Source organism: Mesorhizobium ventifaucium, from assembly GCF_935822925.1.
Classification (GTDB): domain Bacteria; phylum Pseudomonadota; class Alphaproteobacteria; order Rhizobiales; family Rhizobiaceae; genus Mesorhizobium; species Mesorhizobium ventifaucium.
In genome coordinates this window covers 90,362-109,713 of sequence record NZ_CAKXZS010000022.1, presented here as the reverse complement: position 1 = coordinate 109,713, position 19,352 = coordinate 90,362, and the positions used below count along the sequence as shown (strand labels likewise).

At 62.2% G+C, this 19,352-nt stretch carries 19 protein-coding genes and 1 pseudogene; 8 read left to right on the top strand and 12 right to left on the bottom strand.

Annotation, left to right across the window (positions count from 1 at the left end):
* Positions 1-5: 5 nt before the first annotated feature.
* From NMG70_RS17825 to NMG70_RS17810, 4 genes are all read right to left on the bottom strand, one after another.
* Positions 6-812 (bottom strand): ABC transporter permease, encoded by an 807-nt coding sequence (locus tag NMG70_RS17825; RefSeq protein ID WP_254025763.1) that lies wholly within the window; start codon positions 810-812, stop codon positions 6-8.
* Complete coding sequence (locus NMG70_RS17820; RefSeq protein WP_254025762.1) at positions 805-1,725, bottom strand: ABC transporter permease; 921 nt, start codon at positions 1,723-1,725, stop codon at positions 805-807. Before NMG70_RS17820 ends, NMG70_RS17825 begins: the two co-directional genes overlap by 8 nt.
* A complete protein-coding gene (locus tag NMG70_RS17815) occupies positions 1,725-2,819 on the bottom strand; it encodes an ABC transporter ATP-binding protein (RefSeq protein WP_254025761.1) in 1,095 nt (364 codons plus the stop codon). Before NMG70_RS17815 ends, NMG70_RS17820 begins: the two co-directional genes overlap by 1 nt.
* Positions 2,820-2,963: 144 nt before the next feature.
* A complete protein-coding gene (locus tag NMG70_RS17810) occupies positions 2,964-4,631 on the bottom strand; it encodes an amidohydrolase (RefSeq protein ID WP_254025760.1) in 1,668 nt (555 codons plus the stop codon).
* A 169-nt stretch (positions 4,632-4,800) separates the two neighbouring features.
* Between NMG70_RS17810 and NMG70_RS17805 the strand changes: the two genes are divergently transcribed.
* Positions 4,801-5,832: a histone deacetylase family protein gene (locus NMG70_RS17805; RefSeq protein WP_254025759.1), complete on the top strand. Its 1,032-nt coding sequence runs from the start codon at positions 4,801-4,803 to the stop codon at positions 5,830-5,832.
* 40 nt (positions 5,833-5,872) lie between these two features.
* Here the strand turns inward: NMG70_RS17805 and NMG70_RS17800 are convergent, their stop codons facing one another.
* Complete coding sequence (locus tag NMG70_RS17800) at positions 5,873-6,874, bottom strand: DUF5996 family protein (protein WP_254025758.1); 1,002 nt, start codon at positions 6,872-6,874, stop codon at positions 5,873-5,875.
* A 605-nt stretch (positions 6,875-7,479) separates the two neighbouring features.
* Positions 7,480-8,373, bottom strand: coding sequence for a LysR family transcriptional regulator (locus NMG70_RS17795; RefSeq protein ID WP_254025757.1), 894 nt, complete (start codon positions 8,371-8,373; stop codon positions 7,480-7,482).
* Between the two features lie 154 nt (positions 8,374-8,527).
* Here NMG70_RS17795 and NMG70_RS17790 point away from each other — a divergent pair, with 154 nt between their 5' ends.
* Both NMG70_RS17790 and NMG70_RS17785 read left to right on the top strand, forming a co-directional pair.
* On the top strand, positions 8,528-9,172 hold the full coding sequence (locus tag NMG70_RS17790) for a hydrolase (RefSeq protein ID WP_254025756.1): 645 nt from the start codon (positions 8,528-8,530) through the stop codon (positions 9,170-9,172).
* Positions 9,173-9,403: 231 nt separating this feature from the next.
* Positions 9,404-10,166: pseudogene (locus tag NMG70_RS17785) on the top strand (alpha/beta fold hydrolase); the annotation flags it as partial.
* 110 nt (positions 10,167-10,276) lie between these two features.
* Here NMG70_RS17785 and NMG70_RS17780 read toward each other — a convergent pair.
* From NMG70_RS17780 to NMG70_RS17770, 3 genes are read right to left on the bottom strand one after another with little or no spacing between them, the layout of a single operon-like run.
* Positions 10,277-10,825 carry a dihydrofolate reductase family protein gene (locus NMG70_RS17780; protein WP_254025755.1) on the bottom strand — a complete coding sequence of 183 codons (549 nt, stop codon included), beginning with the start codon at positions 10,823-10,825 and terminating at the stop codon, positions 10,277-10,279.
* A gap of 60 nt (positions 10,826-10,885) precedes the next feature.
* Positions 10,886-11,812 (bottom strand): SRPBCC family protein, encoded by a 927-nt coding sequence (locus tag NMG70_RS17775; RefSeq protein ID WP_254025754.1) that lies wholly within the window; start codon positions 11,810-11,812, stop codon positions 10,886-10,888.
* The gene (locus NMG70_RS17770; RefSeq protein WP_254025797.1) at positions 11,809-12,150 is read right to left on the bottom strand and encodes an ArsR/SmtB family transcription factor; all 342 of its coding nucleotides are present in this window, start codon (positions 12,148-12,150) and stop codon (positions 11,809-11,811) included. The genes NMG70_RS17775 and NMG70_RS17770 overlap by 4 nt, the downstream gene beginning before the upstream one ends.
* A 286-nt stretch (positions 12,151-12,436) precedes the next feature.
* Between NMG70_RS17770 and NMG70_RS17765 the strand changes: the two genes are divergently transcribed.
* Entirely contained in the window at positions 12,437-14,080 is a 1,644-nt protein-coding gene (locus NMG70_RS17765) for an MFS transporter (RefSeq protein ID WP_254025753.1), read from the top strand.
* A 75-nt stretch (positions 14,081-14,155) separates the two neighbouring features.
* Here the strand turns inward: NMG70_RS17765 and NMG70_RS17760 are convergent, their stop codons facing one another.
* Complete coding sequence (locus NMG70_RS17760; RefSeq protein WP_254025752.1) at positions 14,156-15,157, bottom strand: NADP-dependent oxidoreductase; 1,002 nt, start codon at positions 15,155-15,157, stop codon at positions 14,156-14,158.
* Positions 15,158-15,265: 108 nt separating this feature from the next.
* On the opposite strand from NMG70_RS17760, the gene NMG70_RS17755 reads away from it, so the two are divergent.
* The 3 genes from NMG70_RS17755 to NMG70_RS17745 are packed head-to-tail and all read left to right on the top strand — an operon-like array spanning position 15,266 to position 16,421.
* Entirely contained in the window at positions 15,266-15,868 is a 603-nt protein-coding gene (locus NMG70_RS17755) for a TetR/AcrR family transcriptional regulator (protein ID WP_254025751.1), read from the top strand.
* Positions 15,865-16,044 (top strand): hypothetical protein, encoded by a 180-nt coding sequence (locus NMG70_RS17750; RefSeq protein WP_254025750.1) that lies wholly within the window; start codon positions 15,865-15,867, stop codon positions 16,042-16,044. The genes NMG70_RS17755 and NMG70_RS17750 overlap by 4 nt, the downstream gene beginning before the upstream one ends.
* Complete coding sequence (locus NMG70_RS17745; RefSeq protein ID WP_254025749.1) at positions 16,026-16,421, top strand: alpha/beta fold hydrolase; 396 nt, start codon at positions 16,026-16,028, stop codon at positions 16,419-16,421. Before NMG70_RS17750 ends, NMG70_RS17745 begins: the two co-directional genes overlap by 19 nt.
* A 63-nt stretch (positions 16,422-16,484) precedes the next feature.
* Here NMG70_RS17745 and NMG70_RS17740 read toward each other — a convergent pair whose 3' ends face one another.
* On the bottom strand, positions 16,485-17,897 hold the full coding sequence (locus tag NMG70_RS17740; RefSeq protein ID WP_254025796.1) for a coiled-coil domain-containing protein: 1,413 nt from the start codon (positions 17,895-17,897) through the stop codon (positions 16,485-16,487).
* Positions 17,898-18,244: 347 nt separating this feature from the next.
* Between NMG70_RS17740 and NMG70_RS17735 the strand changes: the two genes are divergently transcribed.
* Positions 18,245-18,529 (top strand): SCP2 sterol-binding domain-containing protein, encoded by a 285-nt coding sequence (locus NMG70_RS17735; protein ID WP_128183502.1) that lies wholly within the window; start codon positions 18,245-18,247, stop codon positions 18,527-18,529.
* 59 nt (positions 18,530-18,588) lie between these two features.
* On the opposite strand, the gene NMG70_RS17730 is transcribed toward NMG70_RS17735, so the two are convergent.
* Complete coding sequence (locus NMG70_RS17730; RefSeq protein ID WP_436798416.1) at positions 18,589-19,152, bottom strand: GNAT family N-acetyltransferase; 564 nt, start codon at positions 19,150-19,152, stop codon at positions 18,589-18,591.
* Positions 19,153-19,352 lie beyond the last annotated feature (200 nt).

The following is a 19,352-nucleotide window of genomic DNA, read 5'->3' as shown; positions in this document are numbered from 1 at the left end:
TCCTGTCACTCGTGATCCTTCTTCCTGCTGATGAAAAAGAAGACGGTGACGATCAAGATCGAGATCAGCAGGAACACCGTCGAAATTGCGTTGATTTCCGGCGTGATAAAGCGCCGGAACTGGCCGAGCATGTAAGTCGGCAACGTGTCCTGGCCGCCGGACTTGACGAACTCGGTGATGACGACGTCGTCCAGCGAGATGACGAAGGCCAGCATCAGCCCGGCAAGGATGCCTGGCCACAGCAGCGGAAAGGTGACGCGCCGAAAAGCCTTCCAGGGAGTCGCGTAGAGGTCGGCCGCCGCGGTCTCCAACGACAGATCCATGCTCTCGAGCCGCGCCCGGATCGGCAGATAGGCAAAGGGAATGCAAAAGGCGGTATGCGCCGCCATCAAATAGCCCAGCCCCGAATAGCCGGTCCAGATCTTGATGCGCGAGAAGAAGATCAGCAGCGCTACAGCGGTGACGATCTCCGGCACCATCAGCGGCTGGTTGATGAAGGCGTATTTGAAGCCGAGGCCGGGATAGGGCTTGGTTCGTGTCGTGGCGAGTGCAGCCATGGTGGCGACGATGGTGGCAACAGTCGCGGCGACCAAAGCGATCTGTAGCGACCGGATGGCGGCATCGACGACCTGGTTGTTGTTCCAGGCCTGGTAGAACCAGCGCAGCGACACGCCTTCCCAGACCGCGATCGAATTGCCTGAATTGAAGGCATAGACAACAAGCGTGACGATCGGCAGGTACAGCGCGAAGAAGCAGATCATTGCGATGGTGGTGAAGCCGGTCTGCCGGCGGATGTCGAAGCGGCTAGCCATGCGCGCCACCCCGGCGCCCGACGGCGCGGACATATAACAGCAGCGCGACCATCACGATCGCCATCAGCGACAGCGACAGCGCCGAGCCGAGCGGCCAGTTGCGGCCCTGCCCGAACTGCAGCTCGATCAGATTGCCGAGCATCATATTCTTCGACCCGCCGAGCACGCGCGGGGTGACATAGGCGCCCAGCGCCGGGATGAAGACGAGGATCGAGCCGGCGATGATGCCGGGCTTGACCAGCGGGATGATGACCCGCCTCAACACCTGGAAGCGGTTGGCGTAGAGATCGTAACCCGCCTCGACCAGCCGGAAGTCGATCTTTTCCATGCTGGCATAGAGCGGCAGCACCATCAGCGGCAGATAGACATAGGTCATGCCGACCATCAGCGCGAAATCGGTGAACATCATCTGGATCGGCTGGCTGATGATGCCGAGCTTGATCAGCACCGTGTTGGCGATGCCCTCGTTGCGGATCACCTCCTGGATGGCGAAGGTGCGGATCAAGAGATTGGTCCAGAACGGGATGGTGATCAGGAACAGCCAGATGTCGCGCTGCCGCGCCGGCCGGGTGGCGATGAAATAGGCGGTCGGGAAACCAAACAGCAGCGTCAGGATCGTTGTCATGAACGACAGCTTGGCCGAGCGCCAGAAGATCGACAAATGCGCGTCGGCGAAGGCCAGCGTATCGTCGAAGATGTCGCGCTGCATCAGCACCGACAGCCAGCCGTCGGTCGAGAATTTCCACACCACGTCGCCATACGGCCCAGGCGTCAGGAAGGAGTAGACAACGACGATCAGCAGCGGGCCGGTCGCGGCGAGAAAGATGATGATCAGTGCCGGCGCCGACAGCAGCCAGCGATCGCGGATCTCTCGGCGTTCGGCGTCCTTGGCGACCTGTTCCGCGCTCTCCATCAATCCCTCAGCACTTGCGCGGCGTCGTTGCCGATCGAAATGCCGACCTTGTCTCCCCGCTCGAAACCGCAGCCGGCGCTGCGCGTGTTCTGCTGGCGCACGGTGAAGGTCTCGCTGCTGTCCAGGCGAACATGGATGTGCGTGTCGGTGCCGAAATAGACGATGTTTTCGACCGTGCCCGACAGGTCGCCCTTGCCGCTGGTCAGCTTGGCATGTTCGGGCCTGACCACCACGGTGGCATTGTCCTTCGGCTGGAAGCCTTCTGCCACGGTCGCGTCGATCGTCGCGCCGGATTTGAGCGTTGCGCGTGCCTTGCCGTTGCCCATGCCGGTTATGGCTGCCGTGAGGAAATTGGTTTCGCCGATGAAGTCGGCGACGAAGCGCTCGGCCGGCTTGTCATAGATATCCCATGGCGTGCCGACCTGCAGGATCTTGCCCGACGACATCACCGCGATGCGGTCCGACATGGTCAGCGCTTCTTCCTGGTCGTGGGTGACGAAGATGAAGGTGATGCCGGTCTCGTGCTGCAGCCGCTTCAGCTCGATCTGCATCTCCTTGCGCAGCTTGAAGTCGAGCGCCGACAGCGGCTCGTCGAGCAGCAGCACTTTCGGCTGCGGCGCGAGAGCCCGCGCCAGCGCCACGCGCTGCTGCTGGCCGCCGGAAATCTGGCTGGTGCGGCGGTTGCTCAGCGCTTCCATCTTGACCAGCTTCAGCATCTCGGCGACCCGCGCCTTGACTTCGGCCTTGGGCTTGCCGAGCATTTCGAGGCCGAAGCCGATATTCTCGGCCACCGTCATATGCGGGAACAGCGCATAGTTCTGGAACACGGTATTGACCGGCCGCTTGAACGGCGGCAGCGGCGCGATGTCCTGGCCGTGCAGCAGGATCTCGCCGGCGCTGGGGAAATCGAAGCCGGCGATCAGCCGCAAGAGCGTCGTCTTCCCGCAGCCGGACGGACCAAGCAGCGTGAAGAACTCATTTTCGCGGATCGACACCGAAACCGTATCGAGGGCGGCGACCTGTGACTCCCCGGTACCGAAGACCTTGCGGACGCCACGAACTTCAATTGCACTTCTACCCGGTTGTTCCGGCACGATTACCCCATTCTTGTGTCCGCTCTTCTGGCGGATCCAGTTCCCACTCGATTGTCAGCACACGGCGCATGGCTTGGCAAGCCTACGTCTGAATGTCGACCATACATCTGAATGTCGATTCAGAACGCAATTCCCGTGCCACCGTCAGGCCTGGTAGGTAATCTTGCCGCCGCAGACCGTCGTCACCGGCCGCACCGTATGCAGCGCTTCCGGCGCGGTCGCTTCGATGTCGGCTGAGAGCACCACCAGATCGGCCATAAAGCCTGGCTTGAGGCGGCCCTTGCGATGCTCCATGAACTCGGCATAGGCGCCTTCCACCGTGTAGCCCGCTAGCGATTCATGCAACGAGAAGCTCTGGTCGGGATCGCCGTCTGCCCATGGTTTGCGCTGCACTGCCGCCTGAATGCCCAAGATCGGATCGATCGGCGACACCGGCCAGTCGGAAGCGAATACGACGCGCGCGCCGGCATTCTTCAGCGTCCGCCAGGCATAGCTCAGCGGCCAGCGGGCAGGCCCGATGCGCGACACCGTTGGTTCCAGCGGCAAGCCCATGCTGCCCGGCGGATGCGGCGGCTGCATCGAAGCAATGACGCCAAGCTCTGCGAAGCGCGGCACGTCGGCGGCGGTGACCACCTCGATGTGCTCGACCCGGTGCCGGCTGTCGCGCTTGCCGTTCGCCTTTTGCGCCGCCTCATAGCCGTCGAGCACGGAGCGCACGGCGCCGTCGCCGATCGAGTGCACCGCCATCTGCAGCCCGCGCCTGTCGACGGCCACCGCAAGGTCGATGAATTGCTGCGGCGTGAACAGCGGCTCGCCCAGCCAATCCGGACGGTCCGCATAGGGCTCGACCATCACCGCCGTCCAAGAATCGAGCACGCCGTCGTAGAACACCTTGACCATGCCCGACGACAGCCATTCGCCATTGTAGCGCTCAGCCATATCAGAGGCTTTGTCGAGCATGTCGAGCGTCATGAAGTTCTTGTAGTGGAACGGCACCTGCACCCGGCATAGCAAGCCGCCCTCGGCCTCGATCTCGGACAGGAGCTCGAGCTGGTGCAGATTGCCGTCCATGTTCTGGATCGAGGTGATGCCGTGCCTGGCGCACCATTCCAGACCTCGGCGCATGATCGCCCGGTCGCAGGCCTGCTCCGCCGGCGTCGGCTTCGGGTCCGGCTCGCCGCCGGTGGCCAGGCCGAGCCGCACGCGATCCTCGCCGGCCAGCGCGATCAGCGGCCCAAAAGCCTCGCCCTCGCGCAATTCGCCACCGGCCAGCCCGTCGTCGCCCATGACGATCTCGTTGCCGGGACCAAGCCGCTTGCCTCTCAGCAGGCCGGCCAGTTCCAACGCCTTGGTGTTCGCCCACATTGTGTGGTGGTCGGGCGCTGCCATGACGAAGGGCCGGTCCGGCAGGATGCGGTCGAGGTGATGGCGGCTGACCCGCTCCGTCGCCGACAGGATGGTATAGTCGGCGCCTTGCGCCTGCAGGACGGATAGGTCCGGCCACTTTGCGGCATAGTTGCGCACAGCGTCGCAAAGCGCATCGAAACCGTGGACGCCCATCAGTTGGAGGTGATCGAGTTCGGCCGCGCCGGCGAAAAGATGCATATGCGCTTCGATGAAGCCGGGAACGACGGAGCCGCGCTCGGCGTCGATGACGCGCGTGCCGGGTCCCTTGTGCTCCAGCACGGTCGCGCGATCTGCGATCGCAATGATTTCGCCGCCCTTGATGGCTAGGGCTTCGGCGCGGGGAGTATCGGGATCCATCGTCAACATGCTGGCGTTCTCGACGATCAGATCGGCCGATGGCGGCATAATTTTCTCCCGTTTGAGCTTAGGCTAGCAGAGTCTTGGCGTCTGGCAAGCCGTCCCGCTGCCACTCGCAACAACTGTCTGGATGCCTCTTGGCGGCGCTGAAACTCTCTGCCACAAAGCAATCCGTCAATGACGGATACGCAATCCGAAGAGCGAGCCGGTCGCCAAAATGAAGACTGTTTTCTCCCCTCTCCACGCCGGTCATGCCGGCAATTTCGAGCTCATTTCCGGCGCCATCGTGCCGGCCTTCGAGAAGCCCTCGCGCGCCGAGTTCATCAAGGCGAGGGTGGAGAGCGAAAAGCTCGGCCCGGTGCTGCCGCCCGCCACGCACGACCTCGCTGCCGCCAGGAAGGTGCATACCAGCGACTACATCGATTTCCTGCCGACCGTATGGCCGCTCTGGGAAGAGTCGGGGCGGACGGGCTCGGCCCTCCCCTTCACCTGGCCGACGCGCGGCCTGCGCGGCGATATGCGCCCCCAAAGCATCGATGCGCTGCTTGGCTTTTACTCCTTCGACGGCGGCGCCAGCTTCGTCAAAGGCACCTGGGAGGCGATCAAATCGTCCTATGATGTGGCGCTGACCGCAGCCGCCCTGGTCAAGGGCGGCGAGATATCAGCCTTCGCGCTCTGCCGGCCGCCCGGCCATCATGCCGGTGCTGCCTTCATGGGCGGCTATTGCTACATCAACAACGCCGCGGTCGTCGCGCAATGGTTCCGCGACCAGGGCGCCAGGCGCGTCTCGATCCTCGATGTCGACTACCATCACGGCAACGGCACGCAGGAGATCTTCTACAGCCGCGGCGACGTGCAGGTGCTGAACCTGCATGGCGATCCGATGACCGAATATCCTTTCTTCCTTGGCCATGCCGACGAGCGCGGCGCCGGCGCCGGCGAAGGCTTCAATGTCAACTACCCCATGCCGTTCGGCACCACATGGGATGCCTGGAATGCTTCGCTGGAGGACGCCTGCGCAAAACTTGCGGCTTACGCTCCCGAGGTCGTGGTCGTTTCGCTCGGCGTCGACACGTTCGAGAAGGACCCGATCAGCAGGTTCAAGCTGAAAACCGCCGACTATCCCAAGATTGGCCGTCGCATCGCCAAGCTCGGCCTGCCGACGCTGTTCGTCATGGAAGGCGGCTATGCCGTCGAGGAAATCGGCATCAACGCCGTCGGCGTGCTGACCGGATTCGAGGATCGGTGATGCATATCGCCCCAATGCGCGTGGTCGGGCTGTTGGCAGCCTATGACCGAGGAAGCACATCCTGCCATTCCGGATGACGGTCGATCTGCGCTTTTGCGAACGGACAAAGCGGAATGATATTGACCCCTTCGCGTCGTGCATCCTCGACCGCCTGGCGCACCATTTGCTCGCCGACCTTGCGGCCCCGCAAGGCTGCTGGGACTTCCGTATGGTCGATGATGATCAGTCCCTCGCCGGCCCGGCTATAGGTCATCTCGGCTTCGACGCCATCGATGACCATCCGGTAGCGTCCCTTGGATGCGCCATCCTCTCGTTCAACCTTTTCGTCGGTCGATAAAGTGGCCTTCGGCAGCTCGGCGTGTGGCGGCCGCACCTGCCCCGGCCGCCCTTGCAGGCACTCCAGCAGATCGCGGTCCCATCCTCCGAGATCGGCGGCGGCCTCGTAGGTCGAGACGAGAAACGCCAATAGCGTCTCGTCGCCATCGGCCGCCGACTGCACGGCATCGTAGGGCAGGATGAACTCCGACAGGCCGTCATGCCAGAACGCCGCATCCGGCCGGACCGATGCGCCTCGAAAGCCGTTCGGCGTCGGATAGGCGTAGGCGTAGAAGGCGGGATAATCGATGCCGCCGCCGCCCGGCCAGAAGCCTGCCGAGGAGACCTCGCGGTCGTAGGCCTCCTGCGTCACGTGGTCCGGCAATGCCGGAATGCCGCCCGGATGGAGAGGAGCACGCCTCCCTGAGAAGCGCGTGACGGCCAGATCGAGAGCGCCCCAGAACAGGTGAACCGGGCTGGATTTGCCGAGAAAGGAGGTCCGGAACGTCTTGAAGACCCTGTCGACCGACGCCAACGCGTGATGGAAGCGTTGAACGGCGTCGCGGTCATAGGGCCGTTCGCGATGATCCTCGTTGAACGGCACCGGGTTCGGCACCTCGTTCGGCTGGCCGTTGAAAGTCGGCGCGGCGATCTGCAAGTATAGATGCAGTGCGGAACACGTCTCGCGCCAACTGAGGTAGTCGAGGTGGGGCCACTTGTTGCTCATTTTCGCTGTCTCCATTCTGCATTCAACCGGCACGCGACGTCGTTCATGCCGTCCTAGACCGCCCGAGCCGTGTCCGCGCGATCACCTTATCAGCGCCGGTCAGTCCGGAAGAGGAATTTGCTCATCCCGGTCATCGATCGGGAGATCGAAGCGTCCCTTGTTCTCAGCGCGCCATTCGACCTTGAGTGCTACCCGCCCGACGACGGCCCGAACTAGTGAGCAGCCGTCTCTGCAACTAGCCACGCAATGCGCCAAGCTGTGTCGCGGAAAGTGGAACGTGCCGGCAATAAATGTCGCGGAGAGACTGTTTCGAAATTCGCTCTGGCGAGTCATATGGTGGTGGTTCGAGAACCGGCGCGCAGCGGACATTAGAGCGCGGCGCGTCCAATTGGACGCGCAAAAGGACGCTCTAACACTTTGCATTTGCGCATGATCCTTTCCGGAAACCGAAACCGGTTTCCGGGGTCATGCGCTGGTCCGTGAGCACCGGAAGCGCAGAAAACGCCATCAGATGGCCGCCAGAGTAGAGTTTCCAAACGGTCTCTGAGGCCGGTGGCCCGCAGGCGAGCGCCTCGTCTGCCAAAAGCTTCGCGGATGTCAGTGCTTTACCGGTCGAGACCCCAGAGGTGGGGATTTCGTTCGAAATGCTCGATCAGCATTTCGGTGAGTATGCGTATCTTGCGTGCCGGGTGCTGACCCGGCGGGCGGACGACATACGCGGCCCCCGAAGGCACCGGATAGCGTGTCATGATCGGGACCAGCGCGCCGGAGGCCACATATTCATGTGTGATGCAATCAGGGAGCCAGGCGATGCCGAGACTTGCCGCCGCCGCGGCGGCAAGCGCCGTGGCGCTGTCGGCCTTGAACCTGCCCTGCGGCTGGACCGTGACGATCTTGTCGCCATCCATGAACTGCCAGGCTTCGGTTCCCTGCATGAGGGCCTGATGGGTGACGAGTTCGTCCAGCGTTTCGGGTGATCCGTGCGCTTTGATATAATCCGGGCTGGCGACAAGCTTTCCATGGATTGGCCCGACGCGCTTCGCGATCAGGTTGGAGTCCTGAAGGTAGGCGCCCCGGATCGCGCAATCGAAACCCTCTGCGATGAGATCGACGAAGCGATCGCTGTAGGAGGTATGAATGTGAAGCTGCGGGTGCTGGCGCGCCATGTCCGCGAGCACCGGGGCGAAGTGGGTTGGGCCGAAAGTAAGCGGCATGGCAACCCTCAGGCGGCCGCGAAGGTCGCCGGTCGGGAGGATCGTTTCCTTGGCGGTGTCGATCTCGGCGCTGGCTCTGGCCGCATGGTCCCTGAACGTGATCCCCGCTTCCGTGAGCGCGGCGCCGCGGGTCGTTCGTGCAAGCAACTGAACGCCAAGCTCTGCTTCAACCCGAAAGAGCCGTCGACTGACGATTGACTTGGAGACGCCAAGCCGGCGCGCGGCGGCCGATACGCCCCCGGCATCGGCCACTGCGACAAATGTCTGTAGGTCTTCGATGTCCATTCCGGCGTTCCTTATTTCGCGACACAGCTTGCCCGACCATGGCACTACCGCACCACCAAAAGGAACAGCAAATTGCGTCCAGGCAACGTCGCCCGCTGGCGGATGTCTCCCGTGAACCCATCGCCGTCCATAGCGGCAGAGAAAGGAAGTTTTGATGACCCCTCGTAACGGCCTCGATTCGCTTCTTCGTCCCGAAGATTCGGTCCTCGTTCTGATCGATCACCAACCTTATCAACTCGCGAACCTGAACAGCCACGATCCGCACATGGTGGTCAACAACACGACCGCGCTGGCGAAGCTAGCAAAAACCTTCAATGTTCCAACCATTCTCACCAGCGTGATCGCGGCGCGCGGTGGACTTCTCTTTAAGCAGATCACCGACGTATTTCCGGACCAGGAAGTCATCGATCGCACCTGGGTGAACACCTGGCAGGACGAGAATGTGGTGAACGTCGTCAAGGCGACCGGCCGCAAGCAGCTGATCATCGCCGGCCTGTGGACCGAGGTCTGCGTCGCAATGCCTGTGATCCAGGCCGCCGGCGAAGGCTGGGACGTGACCGTGATCACCGACGCGTCGGGCGGGATTTCGAAGGAGTCTCACGAAGTTGCCATCCAGCGAATGATCGCGGCCGGCGCGAACGTGATGACCGTGATGGCGCTCGCTGGCGAATGGCAACGCGATTGGGCGCGCACCGAGCATGTCGAGGAACTGACCGAGATTCTCGTCCAGCACTTCGGCGGCAGCGGCATCGCGTATCTTTGGGAGCAGCAGCTTCTCAACACGCCAGTAGCTGGCTGATCCCGGTCGGCATGGCGAGCATTTCGGTGAGGGTCGGAATCGATCCGTTTGCCGGCCCTCGCCACCCTCACCTCACAGGGAAGCCTTCTACCGAAACAAATCCGTTCATGTGCGGCGACTGCGTGTGATCCCACCCGCCGCCTTTTGAACAACTCGCGGAGACTCCTCGATGCCTCCCACCTTCACCCTCGGCCTGCCGCTCAACCGCCGCGACGTCCTGATCTCGGCCTCGTCGCTTTTCACCATGGCTGGCCGCTCTGCTCCGACGACTGGGACGCCCAGATGCTTTTCTTCCTGTCGAAGGGCTATCGTGTCGTCGCGCATGACCGGCGCGGCCACGGACGCTCGGAGCAGGTCGCCGACGGTCACGACATAGATCACTACGCGGCCGACGCGTTTGCCGTCGCCAAGGCGCTGGACCTGAAGAACGCGGTTCACATCGGCCATTCCACGGGTGGCGGCGAAGTGGCGCGGTACGTGGCGCGACATGGCGAACCTGCGGGCCGGGTGGCCAAAGCCGTCCTCGTCGCCGCCATTCCGCCGCTGATGCTGAAGACCGACGACAACCCCGAAGGCACGCCGATGGAGGTCTTCGACGGCTTTCGGACGGCACTGGCCGGCAACCGTGCACAGTTCTTCCGCGACGTCCCGTCCGGCCCGTTCTACGGCTTCAACCGCGAGGCGCGGCGTCCATGAAGGCGTGATCCAGAACTGGTGGCGGCAGGGCATGATGGGGAGCGCCAAGGCGCACTACGATGGCGTCAAGGCTTTCTCGGAAACCGACCAGACCGAGGACCTCAAGGCGATCACCGTGCCGACGCTGGTGCTGCACGGTGAGGACGACCAGGTCGTTCCGATCGCCGCCTCGGCTTTGAAGGCGGTCAAGCTGCTGCCGAACGGCACGTTGAAGACCTATCCCGGTTTCTCTCATGGCATGCTGACGGTGAATGCCGACGTGCTGAACGCCGACCTTGTGGAGTTCGTCACCAGCTAAGGTGCCGGCGGGGACGGCTCCCAGCCTTGTCAAGGAGTTAGAGCGCGCCGCTTCCTCGGGCCCTCCCCCATCTCGACAAGCCTGGTTGACGGCAAAGAGTGGATCGATCGTCATTGTCTGCTCTCCGGCGCGTAGTGGAGGATGACAACACCTGACTTGAGCGTCCTCGTCTCGAGATGCTTCAGGGGTATCCGGTTCGGGCCGCCCTTGAAGAGCGGCGTGCCTTTCCCGAGAATGACGGGGTTGATCCCGAGGTGATACTCGTCGATCAGGCCGTGCTCCATCAGGGTCGCCGTGAGGTCGGCGCTGCCGAACACGAAGATGTCTCCGCCGTCCCTGGTCTTCAGCTTGGAGACTTCTTCCGCGACATTGCCGTTGAAGAGCTTCGTGTTGTTCCAGTCGGCGCTTTTCAGCGTGCGCGAGAAGACCACCTTCTCGATCTTGTTCATGAAATCCGCGATCCAGCCTTGCTCGGACGGCCAATAGGCTGCCATCAGCTCGTAGGTCACGCGGCCGAAGATCAGCGTGTCGGCGTATTCCTGGGTCGCACGAATGTAGTTCTCGAGTTCTTCTTCGAAGACGAACCAGCTGATGTCCCTGTCAGGACCTTCGAAGAAGCCGTCGACGGTCACCATGTCCCATATGATCAGTTTTCTCATAGAACACTCCTCTTCGTGTATCCCTTTGTGAATTCTCGGCCGACGGGAAGTCGCAGCAATTCAGCGGGAGGCGACGAAGCGTTCCAGTTTGCCCAGAGTTTGCAGTCCTAGTTCCACGGCACCGAAGCCCTTCGCCTCCTGGAACTCGGCAGCCGTGCTGAATACCATGCCCAGCGTTACTTCCGTTGCCCCGTCCTGATCCTCGAACGAGGCCCAGGCGTCGGCATGTTTCGGCCCGTTCTCGCCCCAATACAGGGTATAACCGATCCTCTCCTCGGGCCGGACCTCGTTATAGAGATGGTGGTTCGGGAAAACCGTGCCGTCAGGCGCGATCATGTCGAATACCCACTCGCCGCCCGCTCGCAAGTCGATCCTCTTCGTTCGACAGGAGAAGCCTTCCGGCCCCCACCATTGCGGCAGCGTCTCGGGGTTCATCCAGGAGTTCCAGACGGCGGTTCGCGGCGCCTGTATGACCCGTTGCAGCACCATGGTTCGCTTGGCAACTCCGGCGAGATTGTTCAGTCCTGCGTCGAAGCCCTGTCGATAGCCGGCCTCCATGTCCTGCGCCAGCGAGGAAAGTTGCACCGTCACGACCAGCCGGCTGCGCTTGTCCGTGCCTGACAACTCAGCCGTCACCAGCGCCGCTGATTGCGTCACGCCACCGGAGGAGACCACCTCGTAGTTCACGCTGCGGACACCCGGCTGCAACGCCAGCCAGCCGCACTCGCAGCGGATGTCCGGCTCGCCCTCTATCTTGCAGAGCGAGATCTCGCGACCACCCACCCTGGTGTCTGCCTCCAAAAACTCCACGGTTACCGAGGGCGATGGCGCAGCCCAGACTGCCCGTGCGGCAGGGGCCGTCCAAGCCTGCCACAGCACCGACAACGGCGCGGCCACGTCCCGCTCGAAGGTCAGCGTCGCAAAACGGTCCCTCCTATCATCAGGCGTCGTACGGGCCGTGCTACTTGGATCCAGGTTCTGTGTCATTCTTTGCTTTCCTTCATCACATTCATCACAAATGCGTCCAACCGGTCGAGCCGAGCTTCCCAGATGGCCCGCTGTTCATCGAGCCATGTCCGCACCGGATCCAGAGCCTCGGGTACGATGGCGCAGGTGCGTATCCGCCCGTCTTTGGACGTGGTGATCAACCCTGCCTCCTCCAGCACGGAAAGGTGCCGCATCACCGTGGGCAGCCGTAGTCCCGTGGGCCCAGCCAGATCCGTTACCCGCGCAGGTGTTTCGGCGAGCCGGGTCAGGATCGACCGGCGGGTCGGATCGGCGAGCGCGTGGAAGAGCAGCGAGAGATCAAGATAATGCTTAGCCATATCGCTAACTATCGCCCAATTTGCCGGTGGCGCAAGCGAAAACTTCGTCAAGTCGCTAAGTATTTTTTGCCAACGCGCCGAGTTCTTGGAGCGGGCGGCCGAAACGCGCTTCACGCGGCCTGCAAGAATGGCCGCTGAACTGTCCCGGCCACCGCTATCTTATTGTTGGACCATGATCTTCTTTGAAAAGGCGTTCGCCCTTTGCAAAGTCATGCTCTACTTCTAAGGGACGGCATGAGGGCACCGATTCTGGAAGAACGCAGCATTTGAAGTCGGGGAAGCATCCATGATCGACGACGAGCCGGACAGCGAACGCGTCTCGGCGCTGGCACCGTTCCGACACGGCATTTTCCGCGCCGTATGGTCCGCCAGTCTGGTTTCGAATTTCGGTGGCTTGATCCAGGGCGTCGGCGCCGCCTGGATGATGACCACGATCGCCACCTCGCCCTATCAGGTTGCGCTGGTCCAGGCTTCGACCACCTTGCCGATCATGCTGTTTGCGCTCGTTGCCGGGGCCATCGCCGACAGCTTCAACCGACGCAAGGTCATGCTGATTGCCCAGATCTTCATGCTGGTCGTCTCGGTTCTGCTGACCGTGTTCACCTATTTTGGCTTGATAACGCCGTGGACGCTGCTCGCCTTCGCCTTCCTGATCAACAGCGGCACGGCGCTTTACAACCCGTCATGGCAGGCTTCTGTCGGCGACATGGTGCCGCGCGCCAAGCTGCCGGCTGCCGTCGCGCTCAACTCGTTGGGCTTCAACCTGACGCGCAGCGTCGGCCCGGCGATCGGCGGCATCATCGTTGCCGCCGCAGGTGCTGCAGCGGCATTTGCCGCCAACGCATTGAGCTATGTCGGGCTGATCATCGTGCTGGCCCGCTGGAAACCGGAATTGCCGGCCTCGACACTGCCGCGCGAGACGCTGGGCGCAGCGATGGGTGCTGGCCTGCGTTACGTCGCCATGTCGCCCAATATCGGCAAGGTGCTGGTCAGGGGTGCGGCTTTCGGCTTCAGCGCCGGCGCGGTTCTGGCGCTGCTACCGCTGGTGGCGCGCGATGTCGTCAAGGGCGATGCCTTGACCTACGGCATCATGCTCGGTGCTTTCGGTATCGGCGCCGTCGGCGGCGCGCTGATCAGCGTCCGGCTGAGGCAGATGCTGTCCAGCGAGACGATGGTGCGCATGGCATTCGCCGGCTTTGCGCTCTGCGCCTTCAATGCCGCCGTCAGCGATCAGGCCTGGCAAACGTCGCTCGGGCTGCTCATCGGCGGCGCCTGCTGGGTGGTAGCGCTGTCGCATTTCAACATCACGGTGCAGATGTCGACGCCGCGCTGGGTGGTCGGCCGGGTGCTCTCGGTCTATCAGACGGCAACTTTCGGCGGCATCGCGCTCGGCAGCTGGATCTGGGGTGTTGTCGCCGATGCGCAAGGCGCCGAGTTCGCGCTGACCGCGGCCGCTGTCGCGATGCTGGCGGGCGGTGCGGTTGGCCTCTTGTTGCCGTTGCCGCAGCAGGCGGTTCTCAACCTCGATCCGCTGAACCGTTTCAAGGAGCCGCATCTTGCGCTCGACCTAAAACTGCGCAGCGGCCCCATCGCCATCATGATCGAGTACATCATCCGCGAGGAGGACGTGCCGGAATTCCTAGCCACCATGGCTGAACGCGGCCGCATCCGCCGCCGTGACGGCGCCCGCAACTGGACGCTGGCGCGCGATCTCGAAAATCCCGCAATATGGATCGAGCACTATCACACGCCGACATGGCTCGAATACATCCGCCACAACAAGCGGGCCACCCATGCCGACGCTGTTATCGGCGAGCGCGTGCGGGCGCTGCACAGCGGCGACGAGCCGCCGCGCGTCCGCCGCATGATCGAGCGTCCGACAACCGCCGGCACCGCGATCGTCATGCCGAAAGGACCAATCGAGCATTAATGCATGTCGCGCAGAAGTCCTCCTCAACCTAAAGTTGTGCCAAGAGGCGGACGTGGTCGCCTGAAGCATTGAGAGCTATTTCACCTTGATGACAACCTTGCCCTTGGCCCGGCCCTGCTCGATGTAGGCCAAGGCCTCATTGGTCAGCTCAAACGAAAAGACGCGATCCACGACCGGGCGGATGACGCCCGTTTCGATGAGCGACGTGATCTTGGTCAACTGCGCCCCATTGGCCGCCATGAACAGGAACGAATATCGGAGATCTGCGCGTTTCGCTCGCCTCCTGACGCCGGCGCTCAAAAGGCGCAAGATTAACCTAAGCACCATGCTCAGACCCTTCTCCCTGGCAAAGCCGGGATCGGGCGGACCGGAGATCGAAACGGCGACGCCGCCTGGCTTCAACACACGCAGCGACTTTTCGAGCGTCTTGCTATCCTGGCTGTTCAGGACGACGACGTAGCCCGAAAGGACTTTCTCGGAGTCGCCCTTCTTGTAGTCGATGACGACATCAGCGCCCAGCTTTCTGACCATATCCATGTTCGAGGCGCTTGTTGTCGTGGCGACCGTCGCGCCGAGGTGCTTTGCCAATTGGATGGCGAATGTTCCCACTCCGCCGGAGCCGGCCTGAATGAAGACCTTCTGTCCTTTCTTCAGCTTCGCCCTTTCGACCAGCGCCTGCCAGGCGGTCAGACCCACCAGCGGAATCGACGCAGCCTCTTCCATGCTGAGGTTTTTTGGCTTCAAGGCCACGTCCGCATCATCAATGGCGATGTACTCGGCGAAAGCTCCGATCCTACCGTCGCGCGGTCGCGCATAGACCTCGTCGCCCGGTTTGAACTGCCGGACCTTCGAGCCGACGCGAATGACCGTTCCGGCCACGTCATGGCCCGCAACGAAGGGCAGGCGGTAGGGCAGGATGAGCTTGAATTCTCCGTCCCTGATTTTGGAGTCCAGCTGATTGAGACTGGCGGCATGGATCTGCACCAGCACGTCCTTCTCCCCGACTTCCGGCTCCGGAACGTCTCCAAGCCGCAGGGGAGCGTGCTTTGCGTATCGATCGACGATGAAGGCCTTCATTGCAGCTTTCCCAAATTGAGGAGACCCGGAGTGACGCGTCCCTATTGCATTACGAGCATTTACTGATATTATGATTATAATGCAATAGCAGATGGAAGGAGAAATGACATGCGCTACGAGAAGGGCAGGAAGGACGCATCGCGGCAGCGGATCATGGATGTGGCGACCGAACGGTTTCGCTCCGATGGCATCGCTGCATCAGGTCTCGCCGGCATCATGGGCGAGGCGGGACTGACCAACGGCGCTTTCTATCCCCATTTTCCGTCCAAGGCGGCGCTTGTGCGTGAGAGTGTGGCCGCCGCCCTGGAGGCTCAGGCGACCCAGATTCAGGAGCTATTGGCGGCCGGAGGGCCGTCAATGGCCATCGATGCGTATCTGTCGGCGGAACACCGAGACAATCCAGGCAAAGGCTGCGCTTCAGCCGCGCTGTTGCCCGAAATTGCGCGTGAGCCGCTCGAGACGCGCCAGGTTTACGCCGAGCACCTGCTCAAGCTCGTACGCCTGATGGCGGCCGAGCTGACGCCCGACGTCCGCGACCCCGAGGCCGTCGCATTTGGCGTCTTCGCAACCCTGATCGGCACGCTTGAGCTTTCGCGCGCGGTGAACGGAACCGAGCTGTCCGATCGCATTCTTGAGGCTGGCGCGGTGGCGGCGAAGGCGCTGCTCCAGCCCCGCGAGAACGACAAGCCAGAAGAAGGGAAACCATCATGAACGTGCATCATCTGTCGCGACCTGCCGCGATCATCAAACACAGGGACGTGCCGACGAAGACGGTCGACGTCGGGGGTACGAAATTCGCCTACCGCGAGCTCGGGCCCACGTCAGGGGTGCCGGTAATCTTTCTTACCCATTCGTCACCATCTTCGACATGGTCCGCGCCGCGCTGACCATTAAGGACCCAAAGAACTACCTCTTCTTCACCCAAACCCCCAACGGCAAGAAGGCGGCGCGCGAGTTTCTGCAGCGCCTGAAGGAACGGACCAATGACCGCGACAAGCCCATCGCGCTCGGCGCTTTCAGACAGCAGCTCAAGGCTATCTGTGCCTTTGGCCAGGAGCGCCCTGCCGACCTGTCGCGTATCCGGCACCCGGTCCTCGTGGTTAATGGCGATCACGACAGAATGGTGCCCACCAGCAATTCCGTCGACCTGGCACGGCGCTTTCCCAATGCCGAACTGGTCCTGTACGAGGACGGCGGGCATACGGCCATTTTCCAGTATCACGCCGCCTTCGTGGAAAAGGCCCTGGACTTCCTCGAGGCCTGATCAGGCCGTGGGTGTGCCCTTCAGCCTGTTCCCGTAAAGACTGCGGCGTATAAACATCCGCGCTCAGGATGCAGCGCGCAGGCTAGTACGGACGCGCCGCCTGCTCGTGGCGCGGGCCTTCTCCGCAACGACACCGGTGATCTCGACCACGCCGTTCTCATTTGGTCTGGCGTTTGTCACCTTGTGGAGACGCTCATAAGGCAACAATTCCTTGACCCGGGCATCGAGCAACGCGACTTCGGCTCGCAGATCCTCGCATTCCTGCCTCTGGACATCGAGCTGTATCTGTTCGGATGCCTGCTGCAGCGAAAGCTGCGAAAAATTCGCGCTCACCGTCGAAAGGTGCATCTTGTCGTTCTCGTTCTCCTTTCTGAGAACGGACAACCTTTCCTCCGCAATTTGCTTTTCGGCGACAGCGTCGCTCCATTGAGCCTTGAGATTGGCGATCTCGCTGGCGGCTTGACTGTTCTCGTTCGAGGCAGCCTCCAACCGCGATTGGAGGTTCCAAATTTCAGAGCGCAGGCCGCCGATCTCGGTGAAACTACGTGCACGCTCGGCCTCCCTGTCACCTTCCACGATACGGGCCGCTTCCGTCATTTCCGACAGCTTCGCTTGCGCGATATCGAGCGATTTCTGCAGCCGCAGTTCCTCCTTCTCGCTCTTGCCAAGCGCAGCCAGCAATTCTGAAATTCGCGCTGCGTCATTGGCATGAATCGTCGAGATTTCATCCAGCCTGTGCCGCGACTCGGCTTCTCGTTTCAGCGCCTTATCGAAGTCGATCGACAGGCAGACATGTTTTTCCCGCAATATCTCGTTCTCGCGCGCGCATCTGTTTGCCTCGGCCGTTCTGGCCGAAAGCGTTCTGACGAGGTCGCCGAACTCCGCTTCGAGTTTTGCGTTCGCATTGCCTGCCACGACGACTTCCAGCCTTGCTGCAGCCAACTCACCGCGAAGGGCCTCCTTGTCCTCGACCAGGCTTGTCTCGCGCTGCTGCAGGGCCGCGACAGCGCTTTCACGCTCGCTCTGCTTTCTGGTCGCATCGTGGAGTTGCTCCGCCAGCACTCTTTGCTGCGTGGTCAGGCTGACATTTGCCAGTTCCAATTCGTTGGCGCGAAGGATGTCCCCGTGAAGCAGCTTCAGGAATTCGCTTGTCAGATGATGCGAGGTCGCGACCTCCGACAGTTTCGTGTTGATCTCCTCCAGATACTCGCGCGCATCGTCAAAGAGTCCATCAACGGCACTTAACGCAGCCAGGCGGGTTTGTGTATGGGAAGTCAGCCGCAATGCGATCTCGTCCGCATCGTCCTCAGGCTGAGAGTTGTCATTCCATGCCGCGAGATTCTCATCCGGGACGTTCGGCCACTGCTCGTCGTCCAGGTTGAGACACTCATCGAAGGCATCCGCCAAATCGGCTTCGAGCTGCTTGAATGCCCTGTCCACCGTCTCGGCACGCTTGATCAGACTTTTGATTTTCATGACTGAACATCCCCTTTTACCGCGATCATGGGGCCGCGATCCTCGCCTCCCGGATACGGGTTCATCCCCATCCCCTGATCGCGCGGTCGCGCATGAGCCGAGCCACGCTAGGGACAGGCTTGGCCACTGTCCTCGTCTGTTTGAATGATGCAAACCGTGTAACTGGCAGTACGGACGTCGCAGCTTCGCTGCGGCGATAAAATCCATCTCAGCTGGGGAATCGCGTTGACGTAAACGTCAACCCAAAGCTATATGCGCCAGCGACCGTGATCGCAAAATGCGCAAGACGGCGACTTCGGCCGGATCGAAGTGTCCAGACCGAAGTGCCCCAGACGAGGAGAACGGCCATGGGCGTTCAGGAAATTGCCGACAAGATCAGCGCGCGCGTGGCGAGTGCCGGGTTCGATCGTTCCGTGAAATTCGATACCGGTGACGACGGTGTCATCGTCATCGACGGCGCTGACGTGTCGACCACCGACGCGCCCGCCGACTGCACCATAAAGCTTTCGCTCGACGATCTGGAGTCGCTGATATCGGGCGATCTCAACCCGACGATGGCGTTCATGTCCGGCAAGATAAAGGTCGAAGGCGACATGAGCGTCGCCATGGCGCTGAGCCAGTTGATCGGCTGATCCAACCAATTCGGGATGAAACAAGCCGCCGCCCGATGGCGGCGGCTTGTTTCCGATCGTCAGGCAGCGAGCGGCAGCCGCTGTGCCTTCAGCTTGCGCCCCGCCGCCTTCAGCGTGCCCTGCGCGCCGGCGAGCACGCCTTCCACCAACTCCAGCGCCAGCAGGCGGTGCCGCTCATAAGGGCCTGGCATGGCGAGCGAGCCGGTTTTTTCGGCCGAAAACCCAAAGCGCTCGTAATAGGGCGCATCGCCGACCAGCAGGATCGCCACATGGCCGAGGCGCGCGGCTTCAGCGATTGCATGGCGCATCAGCGCCGAGCCGATGCCGGCATTCTTGATTGTCGGATCGACGGCGAGCGGGCCAAGCAGAAGGGCAGACCTACCGCCCTCGCCCAGCACGACGTCCCAGAGCCGCACTGTGCCAGTGACAGCGCCCGACCCATCACGCGCGACAAAGGCCAGGCCTTCCGAAGGCCGGCGGCCGCGCCGCAGCTTTTCCGATGATTTCTTCCGGCGCTTCGGCCCCATGGCGCGATCGAGCAAAGCCTCGCGCGCCGAAACGTCAGCAGCGGTTTCAGCGGTGATGACGAAAGCGCCAGCAATCTCCCCCCTTGAGGGGGAGATGTCGCCGAAGGCGACAGAGGGGGTCGACGCGCGTGAAGCGCCGGCCCCACACAGCCCAAGAGAGGTCGCGACGGCTGAGCCGACCCCCTCTGGCCGCTTTGCGGCCATCTCCCCCTCAAGGGGGGAGACTCCCGCAGCGCCTTCAACAATGAAATCCACAATTTCCATTGCCGCGATCCTTCACGAGCGGATTGTTCCAC